The organism is Bacillus sp. DC4300-2b2 (assembly GCF_049895685.1).
Taxonomy (GTDB): Bacteria; Bacillota; Bacilli; order Bacillales; family Bacillaceae; genus Bacillus; species Bacillus safensis.
On record NZ_JAFCSW010000005.1, the window covers coordinates 191339 to 214982 of the forward strand.

General features: G+C 43.9%; 21 protein-coding genes. 4 read left to right on the forward strand and 17 right to left on the reverse strand.

The genetic code is table 11. The annotated features are described in order from the left end of the window. Positions 1–83 precede the first annotated feature (83 nt). Genes ACP69X_RS16440 through ACP69X_RS16455 form a run of 4 tightly spaced genes read right to left on the reverse strand, consistent with a single transcriptional unit; the run spans position 84 to position 6319 of the window. Complete coding sequence (locus tag ACP69X_RS16440; protein ID WP_041087111.1) at positions 84–1280, reverse strand: CamS family sex pheromone protein; 1197 nt, start codon at positions 1278–1280, stop codon at positions 84–86. A 15-nt stretch (positions 1281–1295) separates the two neighbouring features. Continuing rightward, positions 1296–3302 carry an NAD-dependent DNA ligase LigA gene (gene ligA / locus ACP69X_RS16445; RefSeq protein ID WP_426052884.1) on the reverse strand — a complete coding sequence of 669 codons (2007 nt, stop codon included), beginning with the start codon at positions 3300–3302 and terminating at the stop codon, positions 1296–1298. Between the two features lie 44 nt (positions 3303–3346). Next, on the reverse strand, positions 3347–5569 hold the full coding sequence (pcrA, locus tag ACP69X_RS16450; protein WP_024426683.1) for a DNA helicase PcrA: 2223 nt from the start codon (positions 5567–5569) through the stop codon (positions 3347–3349). 57 nt (positions 5570–5626) lie between these two features. After that, positions 5627–6319, reverse strand: coding sequence for a heptaprenylglyceryl phosphate synthase (locus ACP69X_RS16455; RefSeq protein WP_041087107.1), 693 nt, complete (start codon positions 6317–6319; stop codon positions 5627–5629). A gap of 274 nt (positions 6320–6593) precedes the next feature. Between ACP69X_RS16455 and ACP69X_RS16460 the strand changes: the two genes are divergently transcribed. Next, positions 6594–6959, forward strand: coding sequence for a DUF2283 domain-containing protein (locus ACP69X_RS16460; protein ID WP_041087105.1), 366 nt, complete (start codon positions 6594–6596; stop codon positions 6957–6959). A gap of 25 nt (positions 6960–6984) precedes the next feature. Here the strand turns inward: ACP69X_RS16460 and ACP69X_RS16465 are convergent, their stop codons facing one another. Next, positions 6985–7215, reverse strand: a complete 231-nt coding sequence (locus ACP69X_RS16465) for a hypothetical protein (protein ID WP_041087103.1) — start codon at positions 7213–7215, stop codon at positions 6985–6987. Between the two features lie 139 nt (positions 7216–7354). Between ACP69X_RS16465 and ACP69X_RS16470 the strand changes: the two genes are divergently transcribed. Next, positions 7355–8935 carry an FMN-binding glutamate synthase family protein gene (locus ACP69X_RS16470; RefSeq protein WP_426052885.1) on the forward strand — a complete coding sequence of 527 codons (1581 nt, stop codon included), beginning with the start codon at positions 7355–7357 and terminating at the stop codon, positions 8933–8935. A gap of 240 nt (positions 8936–9175) precedes the next feature. Here the strand turns inward: ACP69X_RS16470 and ACP69X_RS16475 are convergent, their stop codons facing one another. After that, complete coding sequence (locus tag ACP69X_RS16475) at positions 9176–9490, reverse strand: YerC/YecD family TrpR-related protein (protein WP_024424524.1); 315 nt, start codon at positions 9488–9490, stop codon at positions 9176–9178. 549 nt (positions 9491–10039) lie between these two features. Further along, positions 10040–11782: an adenine deaminase C-terminal domain-containing protein gene (locus tag ACP69X_RS16480; RefSeq protein ID WP_041087099.1), complete on the reverse strand. Its 1743-nt coding sequence runs from the start codon at positions 11780–11782 to the stop codon at positions 10040–10042. Positions 11783–11907: 125 nt separating this feature from the next. Here ACP69X_RS16480 and ACP69X_RS16485 point away from each other — a divergent pair, with 125 nt between their 5' ends. Next, the gene (locus ACP69X_RS16485) at positions 11908–12129 is read left to right on the forward strand and encodes a YgaP family membrane protein (protein WP_024424522.1); all 222 of its coding nucleotides are present in this window, start codon (positions 11908–11910) and stop codon (positions 12127–12129) included. Between the two features lie 31 nt (positions 12130–12160). Here the strand turns inward: ACP69X_RS16485 and ACP69X_RS16490 are convergent, their stop codons facing one another. The 4 genes from ACP69X_RS16490 to ACP69X_RS16505 are packed head-to-tail and all read right to left on the reverse strand — an operon-like array spanning position 12161 to position 16145. Beyond that, entirely contained in the window at positions 12161–13426 is a 1266-nt protein-coding gene (locus tag ACP69X_RS16490) for a peptidase (RefSeq protein WP_041087097.1), read from the reverse strand. A gap of 14 nt (positions 13427–13440) precedes the next feature. Beyond that, positions 13441–14106, reverse strand: coding sequence for a 3-oxoacid CoA-transferase subunit B (locus tag ACP69X_RS16495; protein WP_041087095.1), 666 nt, complete (start codon positions 14104–14106; stop codon positions 13441–13443). Beyond that, positions 14082–14768, reverse strand: coding sequence for a CoA transferase subunit A (locus ACP69X_RS16500; RefSeq protein WP_058837843.1), 687 nt, complete (start codon positions 14766–14768; stop codon positions 14082–14084). The genes ACP69X_RS16495 and ACP69X_RS16500 overlap by 25 nt, the downstream gene beginning before the upstream one ends. Before the next feature lie 12 nt (positions 14769–14780). Continuing rightward, a complete protein-coding gene (locus ACP69X_RS16505; protein ID WP_426052886.1) occupies positions 14781–16145 on the reverse strand; it encodes an aspartate aminotransferase family protein in 1365 nt (454 codons plus the stop codon). Between the two features lie 191 nt (positions 16146–16336). On the opposite strand from ACP69X_RS16505, the gene ACP69X_RS16510 reads away from it, so the two are divergent. After that, the gene (locus ACP69X_RS16510; protein ID WP_426052887.1) at positions 16337–17995 is read left to right on the forward strand and encodes a PucR family transcriptional regulator; all 1659 of its coding nucleotides are present in this window, start codon (positions 16337–16339) and stop codon (positions 17993–17995) included. Here ACP69X_RS16510 and ablB read toward each other — a convergent pair. From ablB to purM, 6 genes are all read right to left on the reverse strand, one after another. Continuing rightward, complete coding sequence (gene ablB, locus ACP69X_RS16515) at positions 17990–18835, reverse strand: putative beta-lysine N-acetyltransferase (RefSeq protein WP_338527734.1); 846 nt, start codon at positions 18833–18835, stop codon at positions 17990–17992. The genes ACP69X_RS16510 and ablB overlap by 6 nt on opposite strands. A gap of 21 nt (positions 18836–18856) precedes the next feature. Continuing rightward, complete coding sequence (locus tag ACP69X_RS16520) at positions 18857–19051, reverse strand: hypothetical protein (protein WP_041087085.1); 195 nt, start codon at positions 19049–19051, stop codon at positions 18857–18859. A gap of 111 nt (positions 19052–19162) precedes the next feature. After that, positions 19163–20437, reverse strand: a complete 1275-nt coding sequence (gene purD, locus ACP69X_RS16525) for a phosphoribosylamine--glycine ligase (protein ID WP_041087083.1) — start codon at positions 20435–20437, stop codon at positions 19163–19165. 12 nt (positions 20438–20449) lie between these two features. After that, complete coding sequence (gene purH / locus ACP69X_RS16530; protein WP_041087081.1) at positions 20450–21988, reverse strand: bifunctional phosphoribosylaminoimidazolecarboxamide formyltransferase/IMP cyclohydrolase; 1539 nt, start codon at positions 21986–21988, stop codon at positions 20450–20452. Between the two features lie 15 nt (positions 21989–22003). After that, positions 22004–22573 carry a phosphoribosylglycinamide formyltransferase gene (gene purN, locus ACP69X_RS16535; RefSeq protein ID WP_041087079.1) on the reverse strand — a complete coding sequence of 190 codons (570 nt, stop codon included), beginning with the start codon at positions 22571–22573 and terminating at the stop codon, positions 22004–22006. Continuing rightward, on the reverse strand, positions 22570–23610 hold the full coding sequence (gene purM, locus ACP69X_RS16540; protein WP_426052888.1) for a phosphoribosylformylglycinamidine cyclo-ligase: 1041 nt from the start codon (positions 23608–23610) through the stop codon (positions 22570–22572). The genes purN and purM overlap by 4 nt, the downstream gene beginning before the upstream one ends. Between the last annotated feature and the right edge of the window lie 34 nt (positions 23611–23644).

A 23644-nucleotide genomic window follows, 5' to 3' on the forward strand; every position in this document is an offset into this window, starting at 1 on the left:
CAGCATTATACGAGCATCAACATACCAGCCTTTCTTCTTGATTTCTACTAATACTTTGACAAGAGTTTGGAAATTCCTCTTATTTAGTCATATATATGAACAGTCGGTTCTTTGTCCTCAGCACTTTTTGTGATCAAGGCTTCTTGTTGATCAGAAGATGTGATGTTGATTTCAATATTGGTACTCTTGTAGTAATCCATGACTTCTCCGGTTAAATATTGTGTGAAGGCTACGACTTCCGTTTTTCCATAGAACTGCATTGGAATTTCGATTTTCATTTTTTGCAGGTTGCCGTTCTTATAAAAACCTTTTCCTACAACACCAGTGTAATTCGGGAAGTAGTCTTCGACCTTTGTCTTGAAGCGGTCAAATCGCTCTGAATCATCTTTGTAGCTGCTTTTCGCAATATCTGAAGGGAAGAATACATTCTCCTCTTTGATCGTATCCCAATTTCCGATATCAGCGGAGCCTGCTTTCACATCTGTTTTGGCGATAAAGTTACCTGGAACGATAGATGATTTTGGTGCTTGCTTATAAAGGGCAATCATGACAGGCACTTTTTGCAGTCCGTCCATTTGACGAATGCGCTTGACCACTTGTTCAGCGATTTTTTCACCCTCTGCCAATAGTTTCTTTGAATTTTTCGATGAATCGATGGTCACCTCTTGCTGCGGGTCACCGATCTTTTCACGGTAATAATAAACAGAGTTCAGCGCAAGACCAATGACAACTCCGCCAAGCTGTAAGCTGTTTTTGTCTTTTCGAATTAAGTAATTATGCTCTAGCATCGAAGCTAAGTAGATGGGACTATTTTCATTTTTAGACTTTGTTGAACCCGAGTTTGGAAGAGCAGGATTTAAGCCTAGATTCTTAAAGTCTTTATCTTCTTTTTCTGCCTTTTTCAGATCACTGCCTGTTTTTTTGCGTGCCAGCCAGCTGAGAACAGTGTCCTCATCTAAATGCTGTCCTTCTTGGAAAAGATAGTCGTTTGTATTAAATGACTCTGTTGCAAGGCGCATGAGTCCTGTTTCAAATTCATCAATGTCCAAGCGTGTATTGAGACGCTCCGCTGTTAGACCTCTAGCAGCTCCTTGTTTAAACGGTAGCACCATTTTGTAATAGGAGTCTGAGATATTGTACATCGGGATGATGGCTGTTTCCTTTGTTTCCTTCGTTTCATCCGTTTTTTGTGTGACCTCTTCCTCTTCCTTTCCCCCAAAAGGTGCACACGCTGACAATACCAGTGTGAGCATTGTCAGCAGCAATAACAACTTTTTCAATAGAAAACACTCCTCTTATTTCTTTAGCTCCTCGAGCATTTTAGCTTCGTCCCAAATTTCAATATTGAGTTCTTCTGCCTTTGTCAGCTTACTTCCCGCTGCTACTCCGGCAATGACTAGGTCTGTTTTTTTACTCACACTGCCTGCCAGCTTTCCGCCTAATGCTTCGATCGCTGCTTTTGCATCGTTTCGAGCCATTTCTTCTAATTTTCCTGTCAGCACAATGGTTTTTCCTGCAAAGTAGGAATCACTTTCTTCTGCTTTTACCGGCTTTGGCCCTGTGTAGGTCATATTGACTCCGAGCTCTTTTAATTCGTTCAGCAGATCAAGTATTTCTTCTTTCTCAAAGTACGTGACGACGGCATCAGCCATTTTTTCACCAATTTCGTCGACTTCAAGTAATTGTTCTTTCGTCGCTTGCTTTAATTGATCGATGTTTTCGAAATGCATTGCCAAGGTCTTTGCCGCTTTTGAACCAATAAATCGAATACCGAGTCCAAATAGTAAACGCTCAAGAGAGTTTTCTTTCGATTGTTCAATTGAACGCAGTAAATTGTCGACAGATTTTTCGCCCATTCGTTCAAGCTGAATGAGCTCTTCTTTCGTTAATCGATAAAGGTCGGACACACGAGAAACGAGCTGTTCCTTGAAGAGCTGTGTAATGACCCGCTCGCCAAGTCCATCAATATTCATCGCATTACGGGAAACGAAGTGAATGAGTCCCTCACGTATTTGGGCAGGACATTCTGGATTGATGCATCGCAAGGCCACTTCGCCTTCGATTCGCACCAGCTCACTATGACACTCTGGACATTCAGTTGGCATGTGAAACGGCTTTTCTTCGCCTGTCCGCTGATCAACAAGGACACCTGCGACTTCAGGAATAATATCGCCGGCTTTTTTCACAATCACTTGATCAAAATAGCGAATATCCTTTTCTTTGATCAAATCTTCATTATGAAGAGATGCACGCTGCACTGTCGTCCCTGCTACTTTGACAGGCTCAAGAATCGCTGTTGGTGTAATCACGCCTGTACGTCCGACACTTAGTTCAATATCAAGCAGCTTCGTTACGACCTCTTCAGCTGGAAACTTGTACGCAACTGCCCAGCGCGGGCTTTTTGCTGTGAAGCCGAGCTCTTCCTGCTGAGCGAGTGAATCGACTTTAATGACAATTCCATCGATTTCATATGAAAAATCGGCACGCTTTATTTTTAATGTTTCAATGAGGTCGATGACTTCTTCGATCGTTTGGCACATCCGTCTTTCTTTGTTGGTTTTAAAGCCAAGTTCGTCGAGAAAATCAAGTCCTGCGCTTTGCGTTTCAACACCAATTTCATCAAGCTCCGCTATACTGTAGACGAATATATCAAGGTTTCGTTTCGCTGCAATTTTCGTATCAAGCTGACGAAGTGAACCTGCAGCCGCATTACGCGGGTTTGCAAACGGCTCTTCTTCGTTTTGTATTCTTTTTTCATTTAATGCTTCAAAAGAAGGTTTTGGCATAAATGCCTCGCCTCTCACTTCAATCGACAGAGGGCGTTTGATTTTAAGCGGGATGGAACGAATCGTTTTGAGATTTTCAGTAATATCCTCACCCGTTGTTCCATCGCCGCGCGTCGCTCCTCGGACAAACACGCCATTTTCATAACGGAGAGAAACAGCGAGTCCATCAATTTTCAGCTCGACATTGTATGCGATATCGTCACCGACTGCTTGACGAACCCGGCGGTCAAAATCAAGAAGGTCCTGTTCATTAAACGCATTCCCAAGGCTGAGCATTGGTGTGCCGTGACGCACTTTTTGAAAGGCGTCTAAAACAGCGCCGCCTACTCTTTGTGAAGGAGAATCCGCTGCTTTTAAATCAGGGTGCTCTTCCTCCAAAGAGATCAGCTCACGCATCCGCGCATCATATTCAGCGTCAGGAACACTTGGACGATCAAGTGTATGATATTCGTAGTTGTATTGATTCAAAATCTGGTGCAGTTCCTCGATCCGGCGTTTCGCTGCTTCTTTATCCATCTGCTTCTTCCTTTCAATTCATCCGTTTTGTCAGTCCTATCAGTTTATTGCTTCTCGATTGGTGCAAATGCTGCTAGAAGACGCTTAATGCCTGTAGGGCTTGGGAACGCAATATCAAGCTCTGTGCTGTCTCCGCTGCCTTTCACACTCACAACCGTACCAACGCCCCATTTTTTATGGGCCGCTTTATCGCCCACAGCCCAGCCAATACTGCCGCCGCCTGTGTTTTGAATGGTTTGTGTTTGCGGACGTGAGACAGGTCCCCGTCTTTGCGGTCTTTCTCTTGTTTGGCCAAACGGTGTTTTTGTTTCTTTTTTCTCATTTAGGTTGTCCAATAAATCGGCTGGTATTTCTCGAATGAATCTTGATTCAAGGTTCATGTTCGTTCGGCCGAAAAGTGTTCTCATTTTCGCACTTGATAAATAAAGCTCTTCTTCAGCCCGTGTGATGCCTACATAAGCGAGGCGGCGCTCTTCTTCCATCTCTGCATCTTCCATTAATGAACGGCTGTGCGGGAAGACACCCTCCTCCATTCCCATTAAGAAAACAACAGGGAATTCCAAACCTTTTGCGGCGTGAAGTGTCATTAAGATGACAGCATCCTGATCTTCTTCTTCATTTTCATCCAGCTTATCAATGTCTGCGACGAGGGCGAGATCTGTCAGGAAGGTCACAAGTGACTTGTCTTCATTTTGTTCTTCAAAGTTCTTCGTGACGGATAGAAACTCGTCAATATTTTCTAAGCGGCTTTGTGCTTCAATCGTTTTTTCGAGCTTCAGCGCTTCACGATAGCCTGTTTTCTCTAGGATTTCTTCTGTTAATTCTGTGACAGATAAATAATCCTGCATGTTCGTCATTTGATCGATGAGCTGTTTGAACTCATCAAGTGCATTGGCTGCTCGTGCACTCAGTCCAATGAAATCCACCTGACCAAGTGCTTCAAACATAGACAGGTCATTCATCTCCGCATATGCTGCAATTTTATCAACAGATGTCGCACCGATTCCGCGCTTTGGTACGTTGACAATTCGTGCAAAACTAATATCGTCATCTGGGTTTGCCACTAGGCGTAAATATGCCAAAATGTCCTTGATCTCTTTTCTGTCATAGAACTTCGTGCCGCCGACAATGTTGTATTGAATGTTGGCTTTCATTAACGTTTCCTCTATGACACGAGACTGAGCATTTGTTCGGTAAAGGATCGCAAAATCGGATAATTTGCGCTTTCCGCTTTGATGCAGCTGACGAATCTTTCCTGCGACAAATTGTCCCTCACCGAATTCATTATCTGCACGGTAATAGGCAATCTTCGCCCCTTCATCATTTTCTGTCCAAAGATTTTTCGGCTTCCGGTTTGCATTGTTTTGAATCACCGTATTTGCGGCATGCAAAATGCGTTTCGTCGATCTGTAATTTTGCTCAAGCAGAATCACTTCACTGGATGGATAATCTTTTTCAAAGGAGAGAATGTTTGTTATATCCGCTCCGCGCCAGCGATAAATAGACTGGTCAGAGTCACCGACAACACATATATTTTGAAAACGCTGAGCGAGCAGTTTCACAAGCATGTACTGCGCTCTGTTCGTATCTTGATACTCATCCACATGAATGTATTGGAATTTCCGCTGATAGTGCTCTAACACTTCAGGGATGCGCTCAAATAGACGAATCGTCATCATAATTAAATCATCAAAGTCGAGTGATTGGTTTTTGAGTAAACGCTTTTGATAATCTGTATAGACATCGCTGACCACTTGATCATAGAAATCACCGGCTGTTTTGGCGTATTCCTCTGCGTCAATGAGTTCGTTTTTTGCACTGCTGATCGATCCTAAAATGCTGCGTGGATCGAACTTTTTAGGGTCGATATTCCGTTCTTTTAAAATGTTTTTAATGACTGAAAGCTGGTCAGATGTGTCTAAAATAGAGAAATTGCGATTCACACCAATGCGGTCAATATCGCGTCTTAAAATACGGACACACATGCTGTGGAACGTAGAAATCCAGATGTCATCTGCGCCAGGCCCTAAAATAGCCTGGACACGTTCACGCATTTCACGTGCTGCTTTATTTGTAAATGTAATCGCTAAAATGTTCCACGGCGCCACATGCTTTTCTGCCATTAAGTAGGCAATTCGATGTGTGAGCACCCGTGTCTTCCCGCTTCCTGCTCCTGCCATCAACAATAAAGGACCGTCTGTTGCTTTGACTGCTTCTTTCTGTGCGTCATTCAGCCCTTCTAATAGATGATTCGATATTTCATTCATTCCATTCACCGCCAATTCGAACTTATGTTCTATTTTAACCCGTTTCGTCTAATTTGACTATGATGACTTTTTGACTGCATCCACTGTCTTTAATGCTTCTTTGAAATTGTCATAAATGACGTTTCCTACAACCACGACGTCTGCATGCTGGGAGAAGTCTTTTGCCTGCTCAGCATTCTCGATGCCGCCGCCATAAAAAAGAACTGTTTCATCAAGCACTGCTTTTGTTTCTTTGACAAGCTCTATGTCTCCAAGCGTTCCGCTGTATTCCAGATAAAAAATGGGCAGCCTCATCAAATGCTCTGCCACTCTTGCATATGCCCTGACGTCATCGATATCCAGCGCTGTATTTGCCTCTGTGAGCTTGGCCGCTTTACAATCTTCATTTAAGATGACATAGCCTTCAGGCACAATCTCTTCCATTGACATCAAATCACCGAATTCCTTCATCGCGTCCTTATGAAGCCCAACAATCCAGTCAGGGTGAGTACTGTTTAAGACAGTCGGGATGAAATACAGATCAAAGCCCGGCACAATCATCTCATGTGTGGAGATTTCGAGCACACATGGCACTAGAAAGCGGCGGACCTTTGACATCAATTGAAGCACGTTGTCCTCTGTCACATGATCACTTCCGCCAATTAATATGGCATCCGTCCCAGATTCGCAAATCGCTTCTAGCTGTTCATCGGAAATTTCTTTATTTGGATCGAGTTTAAAGACATGCTTCCACTCGGTAACATCATACATGAAAAACGTTCCTCCATTCGTTTCATTCCATTTAAATATTATAACAAAATCAGTGACCGCAAAAAATGGGTAACCTCCTTCAGCTAAAAGTTTCATTCTTTTGAAAATGAGCGATTGTGACTTTAGATAAAATGGCTGGAGAATAGATGAAAAAATCGACTTGGAGAGGAGCTGAAAGAGGTTGATATTTTGGCACTTTGTCACATGCTATTATACAATAAAGGAATATTTTACTATAGATTTAAAAAAGATCTATTGAAAAGAGGTGACTCTTTTGAAAAGAACGATTACATATGAACAAAGTATAGATATCGGATACATCTATATCACCCCGCAATCGGAGCGTTTGAAAATCAAAGAAACCATTGAATTAGATGTCAATGAATGTATCAATGTAGATATCGACAAAGAGGACCGAGTGGCTGGATTGGAGTTATTTGCAGAAGAATCCGAAGTGCTGCGGAACGCTCCGGTTTATGAGGATCATCTTTCTTTACGTTTGACGGATCAGGAAGTTCTCTCAACCTATCATCTGTCAGGCGTTGAATTCCAATTCTCGACATCTGATCACAATGGGCTGATCGGTTTTACCATTGTCGATCCTCTTCGATATAACATCACAAGAAAAAAACCGTTTTGATCTTTCAAAACGGTTTTTTTTCAAACTATTGTCTCGCTTCATTAAAATAATGGACGGATGTCATGGCCCCTTCGTCGACCATCTTGTTGTCTTGGATATCTAATGGATCTGGGTGGCCGGCTTTTTCAGGAACCTTTTCATCTGACCGGAACATGCTTGCCCATTTTTTCAGATGCTGTTTATTTTTTACCGCTAATAACACAGCTCCTCCAACCCCTAATCCTGCAAGTACATACGTATTTGGACGCTTATTCATGTATGTTCCCTCCCCTTATGATCTTATTTGTAAGTTACCCCGCCTTTTCATTTCTAAACGTCACAATATGTTGATGTGGTTTCTCTTTTTATGAAAAGTGGAATAACAACAGCAATGAAAGAGAAAAGAGGGGATCTTCATGACCACAACCTTAATGATCATCGGCACATTGCTAATCATTTTTTTGATCATCCCAATCATTCTATTGATCTGGATTTGGATGAGGGATGAAAAACAAGAAGAACATTCAGTTCTACGAAATTATCCGGTCATTGGAAAGCTGCGGTTTATCTTTGAAAAAATAGGACCTGAGCTTCGCCAATATCTGTTTCTGAATGACCGAGAGGAGCTGCCCTACTCAAGAAGAGAATACGAACAGGCGGTCATGTCTGGGAAGTACAAAAGCCGGACAATGGGCTTTGGATCAAAACGTGATTTTGACAAGCCAGGCTATTACATTCGAAACGTCCTGTTTCCAAAGCAGCGAGATGAACTACGAATCGATCAATCTGAAAAAATCAAAACGAAAGTGTATCAAATTGATCAAGACAATTTACTGCGAAGAAGTGAACATTTCAAAGAAGTCGAAGCAAATCCTTACTTTCTCCATCAAGAGGATGTACAAGTCATTGGCGAACACACATGTCAAAAGCCTTTCCATGTGAAAGGACTGATCGGCCAATCCGCTATGAGCTATGGCTCCTTAGGCGACAGGGCCATTACAGCTCTATCCTCAGGATTAAAAATGGCCGGCGGTACGTGGATGAACACAGGTGAAGGCGGTCTTTCTCCTTATCACCTCAAAGGCGGCGCAGATATCATTTGTCAGATTGGGCCCGGTTTATTTGGCGTTAGAACAGAGGATGGCGCATTTTCTTTTGAAGAATTCAAGAAAAAAAGCGAACACGAGGAAGTCAAAGCCTTTGAACTCAAGCTGGCACAAGGAGCAAAAACACGCGGTGGTCATATTGACGGCGAAAAAGTAACGGAAGAAATTGCGAATATCCGTAAATTGCCGCCTCACCAATCCATAGACAGCCCAAACCGCTTTGAGATGTTCCACTCCATTCCTGACATGTTTGATTTCATTGAGGAGCTGCGAAGTATAGGCGGAAAGCCAGTTGGAATCAAACTTGTTGTCGGACATAAAGAAAATATTGAAGAGCTTGCCAGCTATATGAAAAAAAGCGGCAAACACCCTGATTTCATTACAGTCGATGGCGGAGAAGGCGGTACAGGGGCGTCCTTTCATGAATTGGCGGATTCCGCAGGGCTGCCAATTTTCACGGCACTCCCTATGGTTCATCAAATTTTGAAAGAATACGGTGTCAGAGATCAGGTGAAGCTCTTTGCTTCTGGCAAGCTTCTCTCACCTGATAAAATTGCGATTGCCCTTTCAATGGGAGCTGACTTTGTGAATATTGCTAGAGGTCTCATGTTTTCAGTCGGATGCATTCGCGCCCAAGTCTGCCACACGAATAAATGCCCAGTCGGGGTCGCCACAACTGATCCAAAGCTGCAAAAGGGTTTATCAATTGAAGAAAAAAAATACCGAGTGTGCAATTATATCCTGTCTCTTAGAGAAGGTTTATTTAACTTATCCGCAGCTGCGGGAATAGAATCGCCTATTCATTTTAATGAAAAACATATTATTTTTAGACAGGAGAATGGTGAAACAAGCGAAGTGCCGATGTTCTCAGGCACACAGCCATCTGTCTAGCTTGAAAAGGTGCGGAAACGCGCCTTTTTTTATTGACATTTTCGTATAAAGTTAGCAAACTGTAGAGTTTAAGAAAATCATCTCAACGAAGATAGCATCTCCTATGAGGGAGAAAGATGGTTTATGGGCGAGCTAAATTAAAAAAACAGGGACAATTTATCAGTCCCTGCCCGCTTTTCATAAAAAAACTGCAAACAAGTCCATTTTTCGTGAAAAGGATTGTTTACAGTGAAAGCTGCTTTATTTTGTTTCGTTATTTTCCTGCTGTTCGGCTACGCGGTCAAGTGCCATCGTATAGGCATCGTTGCCGTAGTTCAAGCAGCGTTTGACACGTGAGATAGTTGCAGTGCTTGCACCTGTTTCCGTCTCAATTTTATGATACGTGTTTCCCTCGCGAAGCATACGTGCTACTTCAAGACGCTGTGATAAAGATTGGATTTCATTGATGGTACACAAATCATCAAAGAATCGATAACATTCTTCCAGGTCTTTAAGGGATAAGATGGAGTTGAATAACTGATCTAAGCTTTTGCCCCTTAATTTATCAATTTGCATCTTAATACATCTTCTCCTTTACTATTGCCACACCGCTTCGCACGATCTTCTTCTAAGAAAGCGGTATCTTTCCTGACTAATTTTTTTTAAACCTCAGCAATGAGCTTTGAACAGATCATGACAGGTTTGGTTCTACGCTGAAAATGCCGTCAGGTTCTTTCGTAAGCCGAAGCTTCTTTATCGTAAACAAATTCGACAAGTTCTGTCATTTTCCTTGTATGACAATCTGACAAACTTGTTTGCTTCCTGTATAAAGATGACTTCTGCTTGGTTAGGTCTTATGCCCTAATATATAGACTTTGCGGAAAGCTCGGCGAGACCCACAAATATGCGCCCCGCCTTGCTCGATCAATCAAAATATGTTGGCCGGTCAGCGTAACCGACAGAATCATTTTACAATTAGAGTACTTCATTCGTCATGTCAAAGCCCTCTGCTTTGTCAACAGCTCCACATAAGATCATGGCAGTGAAGAGAACCATAGCTCACTTCTGCCCTATAACAGCATTCAGAAATGCGGCAAAGATGATACAGCTCCACTCTGTTATATTTTAACGCATTATAGACGGAAAGAGTACAGTTTTTTTCATGACATCAAATATTCCTCTTGGTGTCACTCGAATATACGGCAAATGTGTACTTTGGAAAAAGACAAGTGTATCAATTGGGCAGTCAAATGGATAGCCGCGCTCAATGAGCAGCTCGCGTAATGTTTGTTCCTGCTGAAGAACAGTCTCAAATGGTTCAGCCGATGCACAGCCTGATAATTGCAGCGGGATTTCATGCAGTATTTTCCCGTTCTCTGTGAGGACGATTCCCCCGCCAATTTCTTTCATCCGCTTATGTGCCAGCATCATATCGTCTTTATTTTTCCCGATTACTAAAATGTCACCCGTGAGCGAAAATGAGCTGACAAAGCCTTGCACTTTGTTTGCGAATCCTTTTAGCATCGTATTCACACGCCACTCGCCTTTTCGGTCAATCAGGCTAAAGAAGCTTTGATCATGATCACATGACAGCTGGTTGATTGAGTTATCAATTTCCACTGTATAAGGCTCCATGATGACGGCATTTCTCATCTTCACACCTAGCGGCATAGAGAATTGCAAATCACTCATCGTCAGATCATACCCCAAATCTAATGGAAGAAGCCCGCCATTTTCCCATTTTGTTTCTTGGAATTGATGCTGGTTCTCGCCATCTAATTTGAGGATAACCCCTTTAGATATGACCGTTTCAGGATTTGGGTTCATTGGATCATCTAAAATATTCAAAGAAGCCAGCCGTCCAGGACCGACAACGCCTAATAAGTCATCAATTTGATGGTATTTTGCAATGTTAAATGTCGCCATATTATACGCATCGATGATCGGCACGCCTTCTTCAAGGGCGATCGAAATCAAACGGTTAATCATGCCTTCCTCATAAAAATGAGGCGCAGCACCATCTGTTGTATAGAAAAAATGGTCATAGTGTCTAAAATCACGCTCATGCAATTCTCTTAAAATGTTCACTAAATCTGGGCGGATGGAAGAATGCCGCAATGAAACATGATAGCCAAGGGACAAGCGTTTTAACACATCGTCCGCATTCATCGCTTCATGATCACTGTCCGCGCCAAACAGCTTCATTTTTGTTAGCGTTTTCTCAGAAGCTCCGGGGAAATGCCCTTCAATTCGTTTTCTCTGCTTCTTCGTTTCTTGCATGCAATATAAAATGAGATCATCACCGTCCATCAATCTTGGCCAGCTTGTTAATTCGCCGCCTTGAAGGACGTCAGGATGATCAATCCATTCCTTCCGGTAGTTGACTGGCAGCATCTCATCTTCATATCTGACTTCCGTTTGAAGATCGTATCTGGACCACCAGAAATACTGAAATGGCTGCTTTTTTAATTCACACAAAGTGGAAAGCGCTTTCTTTTCATTGCTTTGCAAAAGAAGAAATAAGTTATCGCTGACCATTGTTGTTGTGCCAAATTGAGACACATATTCTGCAAGTGATTGGGGATTATAAATATGGAACGGGTGCGCGTGAGGCTCTATATACCCAGGCACAATGTATTTCCCTTCACAATCAATCACACGTTTAGCTGATTTATTTTGAGGAAGCTCTGCTCCGACATAAACAATTCGATCATCATGTATCCAAATATTTGCCTTCACCCATTGCTTCAAAAACGGGTTAAGCACGAGTCCATTCGTTAAAAGGAGTGTTGGAACTATTTTTGAGTCGACTACATCGATTTGTGTGCGGATGTCATTATTTCTCCAATTAAAAGTACGTTCGGACATTCACATACTCTCCTTCATTTGTATTAGCCCTATCGTAACATAACGAACCACGTTACGCATTAATGAAACGTTACAATTTCTTGAAATCACACTTAAAATAATTTAAAAAAGGAGATTCACCTTCAATGAAACCTAATCTCGGCTTAATGGAAGCGCTCATTAGAATTGCCTGCGGAATGACAATATGTACTGTAGCTGGATCCTTATATGCTAGAAAACCATGGAGTAAAATGCTGCTTTTGGGCATCATGTTTGGCGGTATGAAACTAGGATCTGGCATTCTTCGTTTTTGTCCAGTGACATATATGTGTGAGCAGCAGGACACACATAAAGAGAAGGCTGAGTAAGGCAGCCTTCTTTTTTATGTTCATTTTCATCTCATTCCGCTGCTTCACACCATTCGACCATTGTCCCTGCAATAATTTCTGCTGCTTCTATCACATGCTCAATGTAGATAGATTCATTCGGAAAATGGGCAAGCTCCGTTGTTCCAGGTCCAAACACGATAATGGGAATACCTGCTGCCTGTGACAGTAATCCGCCGTCAGTTCCCCAAGGGGCGGCTTCGATCTTCGGAGGCTGCTTCATGACCGCTTCATATTGTTCCTTCAATAAACCTAAAAGCGGATGATTCGTATCGATTGAACCCGGTAGCCATCTTGCACCAAACCATTCGACCTCAACAGGCTGCTCTTGGAACCATTCATCTTTTTCTCCGAGTTCTGCCATCCAATTTTCTAGTTCCTTCTCTGCCTGTTCTACCGTTTCACCCGGCATCACCCCGAGCCTGCCTTCCATTGTGACAAGGTCTGCTACAGAGGATGGCCAATCACCGCCTTGAATTTTCCCGATATTGATCGGAATCGGAATTGGGATATGCTGAAACAGCGGCTCCGTGATTCGCTGATTTCTTTCTTCTTCTAGTGCTGCTATATGTGAAAGGACAATCGTACTCTTTTCAATAGCAGAAACGCCGTGATATCTTGTTCCGCCATGAGCAGCCCTTCCTTTAATATGCAGTCTGAACCATTTAGATCCTTGCTGAATCGGAAAGATTTTCATATGACTTGGCTCTGGAATGATGGCTGCATCTGCTGTATATCCTTTCAGTATGGCTGCAAGGGTGCCTGCACCGCCGCTCTCTTCTTCAACAACACTATGAAACACGACATCTCCCTTCAGCGGAATCTGAAGTGCATGCAGTGCCTCAAGTGCAAAGAGTAAAGAAACGTTTCCACCTTTCATATCTGTTGCCCCGCGTCCATAAAGTCTCCCGTTTATGATATGCCCGCTGTAGGGCGGATATGTCCATTGTTTGTGATCTCCTGCTGGGACAACATCCACATGCCCATTTAATAAAATAGATTTGCCGCCGCCTTTTCCTTTCAATCGTCCGGCGACATTAGGACTTCCTTTAAAAGAACGCCTTGGGGAATAAAAATACGGGTGGTTCAGCAAGTCATCTCCGCCAATGTCCCATATGTCGACATCAAAGCCAATGGCAGAAAGTTTATTTGCTACGATTTGCTGTACCTCTTGCTCATTCCCTTGTGTGCTGTCACATTGCACCATTTGCTGAAGAAGCGTTACGGCTTCCTCCTTATGCTCTTTCATCCAGTTTCTGATACGTGTGGTTGGCTGCAAGTCAGTCATCCTTTCTACACAACAGATTTGACATCAGGCGCTAAAATGAGCGGCGCCTCTGTCGCCCTCATGACATCTTCCGGCTGAAACGGCGGCATGACTTCACGCAAAATGAGCAGCTGTGATTTGACCTCAATGACTGCCATATCTGTAATAATCAGATCCACACAAGACTTAGCTGTTAAAGGCAGCGTGCAGGCGGCTTTTATCTTAGATTGTCCGTGTTTATCAAGGTGGCTCATCACGACCACTACCTTTTTCGCTTTTTGCGCGAGTTCAATCGCTCCGCCCATACCCGGTACTCGTTTACCCGGTACAATCCAATTCGCAAGATCCCCCTGACTGCTGACTTCAAGTGCACCTAAAATCGTCATATCCAGCATCCCTTTGCGAATGATGCCAAAAGCGGTTGTGCTGTCCATATATGAGCCGCCTTTTGTTAATGTAATAGGGAAACCTCCGGCATTGCACAAATTCGGATCCTCTTCCCCTCGTGCTGGTGAAGCGCCTGCTCCCATAATGCCGTTTTCTGCATGCAGCCACACCTCGTAATGTGGTGGGATGTATTCAGCTGCAAGGGTTGGGATGCCGATCCCAAGATTGACGATCATCCCATCTTCAATTTCCTGTGCCGCACGTTTGGCTATGCGGTGTCTTAAATCGATGTCTCCCATGCCCATGTCCAGTTCACTCCTTTTGATTGCACGATCTGGTTCACAAATACGCCTGGTGTCACAATTTCCTCTGGATGAAGCCTGCCCACAGGCACAATCTCTTCTACTTCTGCAATGGTCCAGTCTCCTGCCATCGCCACAATCGGGTTTGTATTCCGAGCACTTTTATCAAAAATCAGGTTCCCTGCTTCATCTGCTTTGAGGGCATTCACAATCGCAATATCCGCAGTCAGCGCAGGCTCAAGAATATACTGCTTTCCACCTAGCGGAACCAATTGTTTCTCATCAAGATTGAGGCTATCCATGCCGACATCTGTCACAATGCCCGCTAAACCCATTCCGCCTGCCCGAATCTTTTCCGCTAGGATGCCCTGCGGGTAAAAAAGAACGTCTAGTGTACCCGCCTGCATTTTCTGCCCGGCAATTGGATTAGAGCCAATATGTGAAGCAATGATTTTCTTCACCCTTCCTTCTGTGATTAGCCTGCCAACACCGATTTGCGGGAAGCCTGCATCGTTTCCGATCAATGTCAGGTCTTTGATATTGGCTTCTAGGATGGCATCGATCAATGATGGCGGTGACCCCACACCGCCAAACCCGCCAAACATGATGGTCATCCCGTCCTTAAAATGTGTGATCACTTCATCAAGACTCGCTGTTTTGTTCATCCTCTTTCCTCCCTACATCGCAGATGGGAAAAACCCTCGATTGATGACTTCTTGTTCGACCTGTGTCATTGTCTGCCCGAATAAATGAATGAGTTCATCCATCTCCTGCTGCGCGATGGAAAGCGGCGGTGCGATCATGATTGCTGCACCTCCTACGCCATCCTCTCCAGCGCTTGCTGGGTAAACAAGCAAACCATTCTGTTTGGCCGTCTCCACAACTAAATGTGTCATTTGAGCATGGGCAGGAAATGGTGTTTTCGATAATCGGTCTGCGACAAACTCAATGCCAATGAGCAGTCCCTTTCCTCTCACATCTCCTATAATGGAATGTTTTGATTGCAAATCCTTTAAAGCATTCATTAAATATCGGCCAGACAGATCAGCTCGTTCTGGAAGCTGGTGTTTTTTCATATATCGAATGACAGCCAGTGAAACGGCTGCTGAAAGCGGATTGCCGCTATATGTGTGGCCTGCCATCACAGAGCCCGAACCGCTGAGAATCGGTGCAATCACATGATCCGCTGAGACAGCTGCCGCAATCGGTGAATAGCCGGCGCTCATGCCTTTTCCGAGTACCATAATATCTGGTACGACGCCCCAATGTTCCATGGCAAACATTTTCCCAGTTCGTCCAAAGCCTGTCATGACTTCATCTGCAATCATTAAAATATCGTTTTCCTCACAAACTCGCTTCATCGCCTCAAAATATCCATCTGGCGGTACAAGTGCCGCGCCCGCTGCTCCAACAATCGGCTCTGCAATAAAAGCCGCAATTCTCTCTTTTCCTATACGCTGAATGACGGTTTTAAATTCCTGTACATACCATTCGACCTGCTTGCTTTCTTCCTTTGGCAGCCATGAACGGTAGCTGTATGGCGGAGACAGCACCGGGTGTTTTTCGAGCAGTGGTTCAAAGCGCTCTCTCCTTGCAATATGTCCTGACATCGACAGCGCACCAAGTGTGATGCCGTGATAACTCATCCATCTTGAGATGATGTGATTCTTCTCTGCCTTCCCCTGCTCCTGCCAATGCTGAATGGCAATTTTCATGGCGGTCTCTGTTGCCTCTGATCCGCTCCCGACAAAAAAAGACCAGTTCAGGTTCCCTGGGCAGAGTGTACTCAATTCATAGGCAAGTTCTTCTGCTGGTTCATTTGTGAATTGTGATCTGTACGTAAAGCTCACCTTTTTCGCTTGCTCTGTCATGGCATCAATGATGTCTCGTATGCCATGTCCAATACTTGCCGTGACAGCACCAGATGAGCCGTCTAAATATTTTTTCCCGTCCCGATCATATAAATAAATCCCCTCTCCTTTCACAGCCACAGGATAATGCTGATTCAACATTGGTTTGATTAAGTAATCCCGGGTCTCCACTTTGTCATTCCTCCCTCTCTCGTCAGCAGCTGCATCTTTCTTTTTTCATGAATCGCAAGAAAATTTTGTATACTTGTTATAAGATTAGCTTAATCAAGAGGGCAGTCATCCTCCATTCGCCATATGCCCGAATTTCACACGTATTTTTTATACATCGTGTATAAGAGTGTTCAAAAGGAGGTCATGAGTCTATGGCGATTCTCGTCAAAGATGCACTCTCGCTCGATATCATGAAGGAAACAAAGCTGCTTGCTGGAGAAAATGGACTGGACCGCCTCATTCAGTGGGTGACCATCGTGGAAATTATCGAAGATACTTCAAGGCTTTCAGAAGGAGAGCTGCTTGTCACAACCGGCTTTGGGCTTGCAGACAATAGGGAAAGGCGCGCCCGGCTTGAAGAACTGATTCAATCTGATCGTCTATCCGCCATTGCCATTTATAAAGGCGTGTACTTAACGGAAATTCCTGCATCACTGATTGAAGCTGCCAAAAACAGCGGCATTCCACTCATCGAGATTCCTTCACATGTCAACTTCTCAGACATTACAAAAGCCGTTCTAGAGCAAATCGTCAGCAGCCAGCTCCACCAGCTTAAATATTCTTCAGCCATTCACCAAAGACTGACTCATTTAAATGTCAGCAATAAAAATGTCACACAAATTACAGATGAGCTGGCACATCTCACTTCGGCAAACATCGTTGTGCTTGATGTTTTTTTACATCAAACAGCTGCTCACCTCGAAACAGACGAAGTAATTTATTCTCCTGCATTTGGCTTTCAAACAGATCACGAACCAATTGAAACGACACCTCTTCTCAAGCAGGCTGAGGAGAAAGGGCGGCTCGTCTATGACACGTGCGGTGCGTTTGTGCTGGCTGCGTGCCCCGTCATTGCAATGGGCGATATTTTTGGGTTTATTGTGGCTTTAAAGAAAAAAGAAACGTGGCACCATCTCGACGCAATCGCCATCGAGCATGCCGGAGCCGTGTATGCGATTGAATGGCTGAAGCAAAAAGCCATTCAAGATACAGAAAACCAAATGCAAGGTCATTTGTTAGATGATATTTTGCAGCAGCAATACACAGAAGAAAGCTATGTCATCGAGCAAGCAACAAAGCTGCAATATGATATGAGCGATGAGCAGGTGGTCATCTACTTTCAATTTCAGCATCAGCACACTCAGCTCGATCACCAAATGATGCAGCGCCTATCTCAATTGCTCACGTCGATATTTGAACGGAGACATATTCCTTTTTTACTTAAGACAAGGCTTGATTCCATTTTTGTTCTTACCCCCGCAGGAAAAAAAGCGTTTCAAGAAACGGAGTGGTATCGCGCAGCAGAAGAGTGCCGGAGCACTTGGTCTTATTTTTTTCCCGTCCATCCGATCGTGATTGGCATTGGGAGAGCCTATGACCAGATCGGTCTCTTTGCAAAAAGCGCGAAGGAAGCGCAGTATGCAGCAAGGCTTCTTCCGCTTTTAAAGACAGACGAATGCATCATTCATTATCAGAAGCTCGGCTTATACGGGATGCTTCTTGAAATGAATGAAGCGGGTATGAATTTGCATGACTTTTACGTGGAGCTGTTAAGTCCTTTGCTTTATACGAAAAAACAGGGAGCAGACCTGATCCATACACTCGAAGTGTATTTGGCCCACAATGAAAATATTCAAAAATCTGCGGGAGAATTGTTTATTCACAGACATACATTAAGCTACCGGCTGAAACAAATTGAAACGAGAACAGGCTGCAGCCTCAAATCCACGGATGATCGGATGAAGCTGCAGCTCAGTATCATGGCGTACCGCCTATCTGGTCTGCTTGATCAGATGAGAACCATTTCATGATTCATTCGGCGTTTTGACCCATAGATTCATATCTTCAATTTTGTCAAAAATATAGCAATTATTTTGGAAGCGCCCGGTATACGTATAACCGAGCTGATAAAACACTTGATTCATTCCATAGGACAGTGCACGTGCGAGAGAATAAAAGACATAAATGTGCATGGATTGAAGTTCCTTTTCGAGTGCTAGAATCAAATGATGCATGAATCCTAGTTTTCTATATGATGGAAGGGTTGCACAATCTGTTAATTCCGCATGACCATACGGCGCATTGATTTCAGCGGATGCTGCACTCACAATATGCCCGTCATGTTCAACGGCATAAAAAACCGTCCCTTCCTCCATCACCTTTTGGATGTAATCTGGCTCATTCATTGGCGTAGGATACGTTTCAAAGACGGTATCATAGAGCTTTGCCAGCTTGTGAATATCCTGCGTATCCGCTTTCCTCATCACATACTCATCCTGCCACGTGCCTTGATCTTTTTTGAGAGGCTTTTCTTGAATAGACGTAACAATTTCATCTTCCTTCAGCCAATACGGGCTGTTCATTCGACTCTCCGTCAGAAAGAGCGACATGCCGTACGCATCACTTCCAAGAAAATAATGAGAAAAAACACCTTCAAGCCGAAAGCCTTTTTCTAAAAAAAGAGGCATATGCTCACGCCTGACTTTCACAATGACCTTAGAAGCCTTACAGTCCGCCGCTTCCTGAAGAACCGACTGAATCACATCCCGCACCCTGCCGCTATAGTCATCCAAACGGATTCGCTCATTAAATGAATCAATACAGATCGAGGCAGAAAAACGCTCGTTCGCAAGTTCCTTCAATTGCACCATATACTCATCCTCTCTTATAAATCAGCTAATAAAAAAAATCCAAATGGAACATGAAACAATGACGATATCAGAAAAAATCGACATGATCATATACCTAATGGCTGAGCCTTTTTTGGCTTTGTTTTGCTTTCTCGCTTCATACATGATGAGATTTGAGAACAGTATAAATAAAATAAATAATACGATGGCAAATAGAATGATTCCTTGAATGACCATGCTGCCTCCTCATAAATTCGTCATCCCATATTACTTCTTCATATTCGAGCATCATCCCTTCTCATGAACAAAAAACACCTTTCCATCTCGTCAGATAGAAAGGTGTTTTGATTAAACGTTTTTCCCCGCAGCCTTCAGCGCACGGGCACCGATGTCACGGCGATAAAATAAACCTGGCTGTATGATTTCTTCAACCGCTTCATACACTCTTGATCTTGCCGCTTCAAATGTGTCGTCAAATGCGGTTACATTCGCTACACGGCCGCCATTTGTGACGAATTGATTGTTTTCTTTTTTTGTTCCTGCGTGGAAGGTCACGACATCAGAGACAGTCGTTTGCAAGGTACCAATTGGTGTGCCTTTTGCATAGTCTTCTGGGTATCCTTCTGATGCAAGAACCACACTGACAGCCGCAGTGTCTTTCCACTGTAAGTCCACATCTTTTCCATCAAGAATATCGAGAAATACTTGAACTAGATCTGATTGTAGTCGAGGGAGAACCACCTGCGTTTCAGGGTCGCCAAAGCGTGCATTGAATTCAATCACCTTTGAGCCTTCTGGTGTCAGCATTAAGCCTGCATATAAAATGCCTGTAAATGGACGCCCTTCCTGCACCATCGCGCGAGCTGCCGGTTTGACGACGTCCTCCACCGCTTTCTGAACCACTTCATCTGAAATTTGCGGAACTGGTGAATAAGCGCCCATTCCGCCTGTATTCGGCCCTTTGTCATCTTCAAAGGCCCGTTTATGATCCTGCGCAATCACCATCGGGTACACCTTTTCTCCGTTGACAAAGGCCATGAGTGAAAATTCCTCGCCTGTTAAAAATTCTTCGATGACGACAGATGCACTTGCATCGCCAAACTTTTCATCCTCTAAGAAATCATGCAGACAATCGATCGCCTCTTCAAGCGTCATAGCCACTGTCACGCCTTTTCCTGCGGCGAGCCCGTCTGCTTTAATGACAATCGGCGCACCCTTTTCTTCCACATACGCCTTTGCTTCTTCAAACGATGTAAAGGCAGCATAGGCGGCTGTCGGGATATGGTAATTTTTCATTAAGTCTTTTGCAAATTCCTTTGAGCCTTCAATGACCGCAGCTTTTGCATTCGGTCCAAATACTTTTAGACCTGCTTCTTCAAATGCATCCACCACACCAGCAATTAAAGGAACCTCTGGGCCGACAATGGTTAAGCCGATTTCGTTTTCTTTTGCAAAACGAATTAATGCCTCATGATCGCCTTCGTCGATTGGTACAAGCTTCGCAGCATCTGTCATTCCATCATTGCCGGGTGCGACAAATACTTGGCTGACAAGTTCACTTTGATTCACTTTCCATGCGATGGTATGCTCTCTTCCGCCTCTGCCGATAATTAGTACGTTCACACTGTCATCCCCTTAATGTTTGAAATGTCTAACGCCAGTGAAGACCATGGCGATGCCGTATTCATCTGCCTTTTGAATCGATTCTTCATCACGAATAGATCCACCTGGCTGAATGATCGCTGTGACGCCTGCCTTTGCAGCAGCTTCCACTGTATCGCCCATTGGGAAGAACGCATCAGAGCCTAGTGCGCTTCCTTTTGCCTTTTCACCTGCTTGCTCAATCGCAATGTTCGCTGAGCCGACACGGTTCATTTGACCAGCGCCGATCCCTGCTGTCATTTGATCTTTCGCAAGAACAATGGCATTTGATTTCACATGCTTGACCACTTTCCAAGCAAGCTTTAAGTCTTTCCATTCGTCTTCTGTTGGTTCTCTTTTAGTTGGAATAGAGATCGTTGCTTCCTCTAAGCCGTACGTATCAATATCCTGAACAAGCAATCCGCCATGGACACTTGTCAGCTGCTTTTCTTTTTTCCCAAGATCCGCTTCTACATCTAATGTTAATAGACGAAGGTTCTTTTTCGACGTTAACACGTCAAGTGCTTCTTGGCTGAACGAAGGAGCGATGACAATTTCCAAGAAAATTGTATGCAGCACGTCAGCCGTTTGTTTATCTACTTCACGGTTAAGTGCCACAATGCCGCCAAAAATAGAAGTTTCGTCTGCCTTGAACGCTCGGTCAAATGCTTCTGCAATCGTTTCTCCTGTACCAACACCGCACGGGTTCATATGCTTCACAGCAACAGCGGCCGGCTCCGTGAATTCTCGTACAATTTGGAGAGCTGCATCTGCATCTTTAATATTGTTATAGGAAAGCTCTTTTCCATGTAATTGCTTTGCAGTAGCCAACGAACCTTTCGCTGGAAGAGCATTTTCATAGAAAGTCGCCGCTTGGTGCGGGTTTTCTCCATAACGAAGGGATTGTTTTTTCTCAAACGTGACAGTGAACTGTTCTGGCTCTGTTTCTCCGACAAAGTTTGTTAAGTAATCTGCAATCAGAGCATCGTAAGCAGCCGTATGACGGAATACCTTTGCAGCGAGCTCACGCTTTTTCTCTAGTGAGACGCCGCCTTCTTTGATTTGCTGAATGACTGTATCATAATCACGAGGATCGACAATCACTGTGACGTCTTGGTGGTTTTTTGATGCTGCACGAAGCATTCCCGGTCCGCCAATATCAATGTTTTCAATCGCTTCTTCATATGTCACATCTTCTTTTGAGATCGTCTCTTTGAATGGATAGAGATTCACGACAACTAGATCAATCGGCTGAATGCCATGCTTTTCAATCTGTGCCATATGCTCATCGTTCTCTCTCACTGCTAAAAGTCCGCCATGAATGTTCGGGTGAAGTGTTTTGAGTCGTCCGTCCATGATTTCAGGGAATCCAGTGACTTCTGAAATTCCAATGACATCAATGCCGTTCTCTTGAAGAAGCTTGTGTGTACCTCCAGTTGAAATCACTTCAACACCAAGTTCTGTTAATTCTTTCACAAAAGGTACAAGATTCGTTTTATCGGAAACACTGATTAATGCGCGTTTGATCGTCATGCCTTCGTCACCTCATTAAGATAATTCTAAAAGTGATTTGATCACTTTTGGATATAGTGTGTGTTCTAGTTCATGCATTCTTTTTTCAATCGATTCAAGCTCTTCCCCTTGTTCGATGTAAATCGACGCTTGGTCAATGATTGGACCTGTATCCATGCCTTCATCGACAAAATGGACAGTGATGCCTGCCACTTTGACGCCTGCTTGATAGGCTTGGCCAATAGCATCAAGCCCTGGGAAGGCTGGCAGCAAGGACGGATGGATATTAACAATTTTCCCTCTAAATGCTTCAAGTAATGTCGGACCAATCAGTCTCATATACCCAGCAAGGAAAACCCATTCCACTTCATGCAGCCTAAGCTGTTCAATGATCGTTTGTTCAAAAGCGGCTTTATTCGGAAAAGCCTTCGGGGTAAATGCAAAGGAGGGAATGCCCTCTTTCTCAGCACGCTCCAGCACCTTTGCCCCCGGTTTATCACAAATCACAATGGCGGCCTCTGCCTGCCACTGTTCCTTTTTTAATGTATCAATAATGGCTTGAAAATTCGTCCCGCTTCCAGAGGCGAAGATCGCAAACTTCTTCATGAGAGGCTTCCACCGCCGAATGTGACACCTTCTCCTTTTTGAACACGGCCGATGAGAAAAGCTTTCTCTCCGTCTTCTTCAAGTCCTCTGATCACTTCGACAAGGTCATCTTCTTTTACGGCTAAGACAAAACCAATGCCCATATTAAACACGTTGAACATTTCTTCAGCCTTTAACTGTCCTTTTTCTTGAATAAAGGAGAAAATTGGCGGTACTGGCCATGAGCCGTTATCAATCTCAACACCAAGCCCTTCAGGCAGCATACGTGGTAAATTTTCAATAAAGCCGCCGCCTGTCACATGTGCCATACCGTCAACCTTACCGGCTTTCACTTGTTTAAGAACAGGCTTCACATAAATTTTGGTCGGTTCAAGAAGCTCTTCTCCAAGCGGTCTTGAAAAAGGCTCATACGTTTGATGAAGGTCAAGACCAGCGTCTTCAAGCAATACTTTACGAACAAGAGAGTATCCATTGCTATGAATTCCGCTTGAGCTGAGTCCAATCAGCAAGTGTCCTTCTTTGATGCTCTCTCCTGTCACGATTTCATCCTTTTCAACGACGCCTATTGAAAAACCAGCAATATCATATTCATCTTCTGTATAAAGACCCGGCATTTCTGCTGTTTCTCCGCCGACAAGCGCTGAACCAGACTGCTCACAGCCGTCAGCCACACCTTTGACAATCGATTCAATTTTCAAAGGATCTGCTTTTCCGACTGCTAAGTAATCTAAGAAAAAGAGCGGTTCTGCCCCTTGTGCAAGCACATCGTTGACACACATTGCCACGGCATCGACGCCGATCGTATCGTGTTGATCCATTAAAAAGGCAAGCTTTAATTTCGTTCCGACACCATCTGTTCCTGAGACAAGAACAGGCTTTTTGTATGGCAGCTCAGATAAATCAAACATACCGCCAAATCCACCTAGAGCACCCATGACGCCTGCTCTTTTTGTACGTTCTACGTGTGTTTTCATTCGTTTGACGGCTTCGTATCCTGCTTCGATGTCGACACCGGCGTTTTTATATGCTTCTGACATCCCATTCACTCCTTTTAGCTGCTTCTCTTCCATT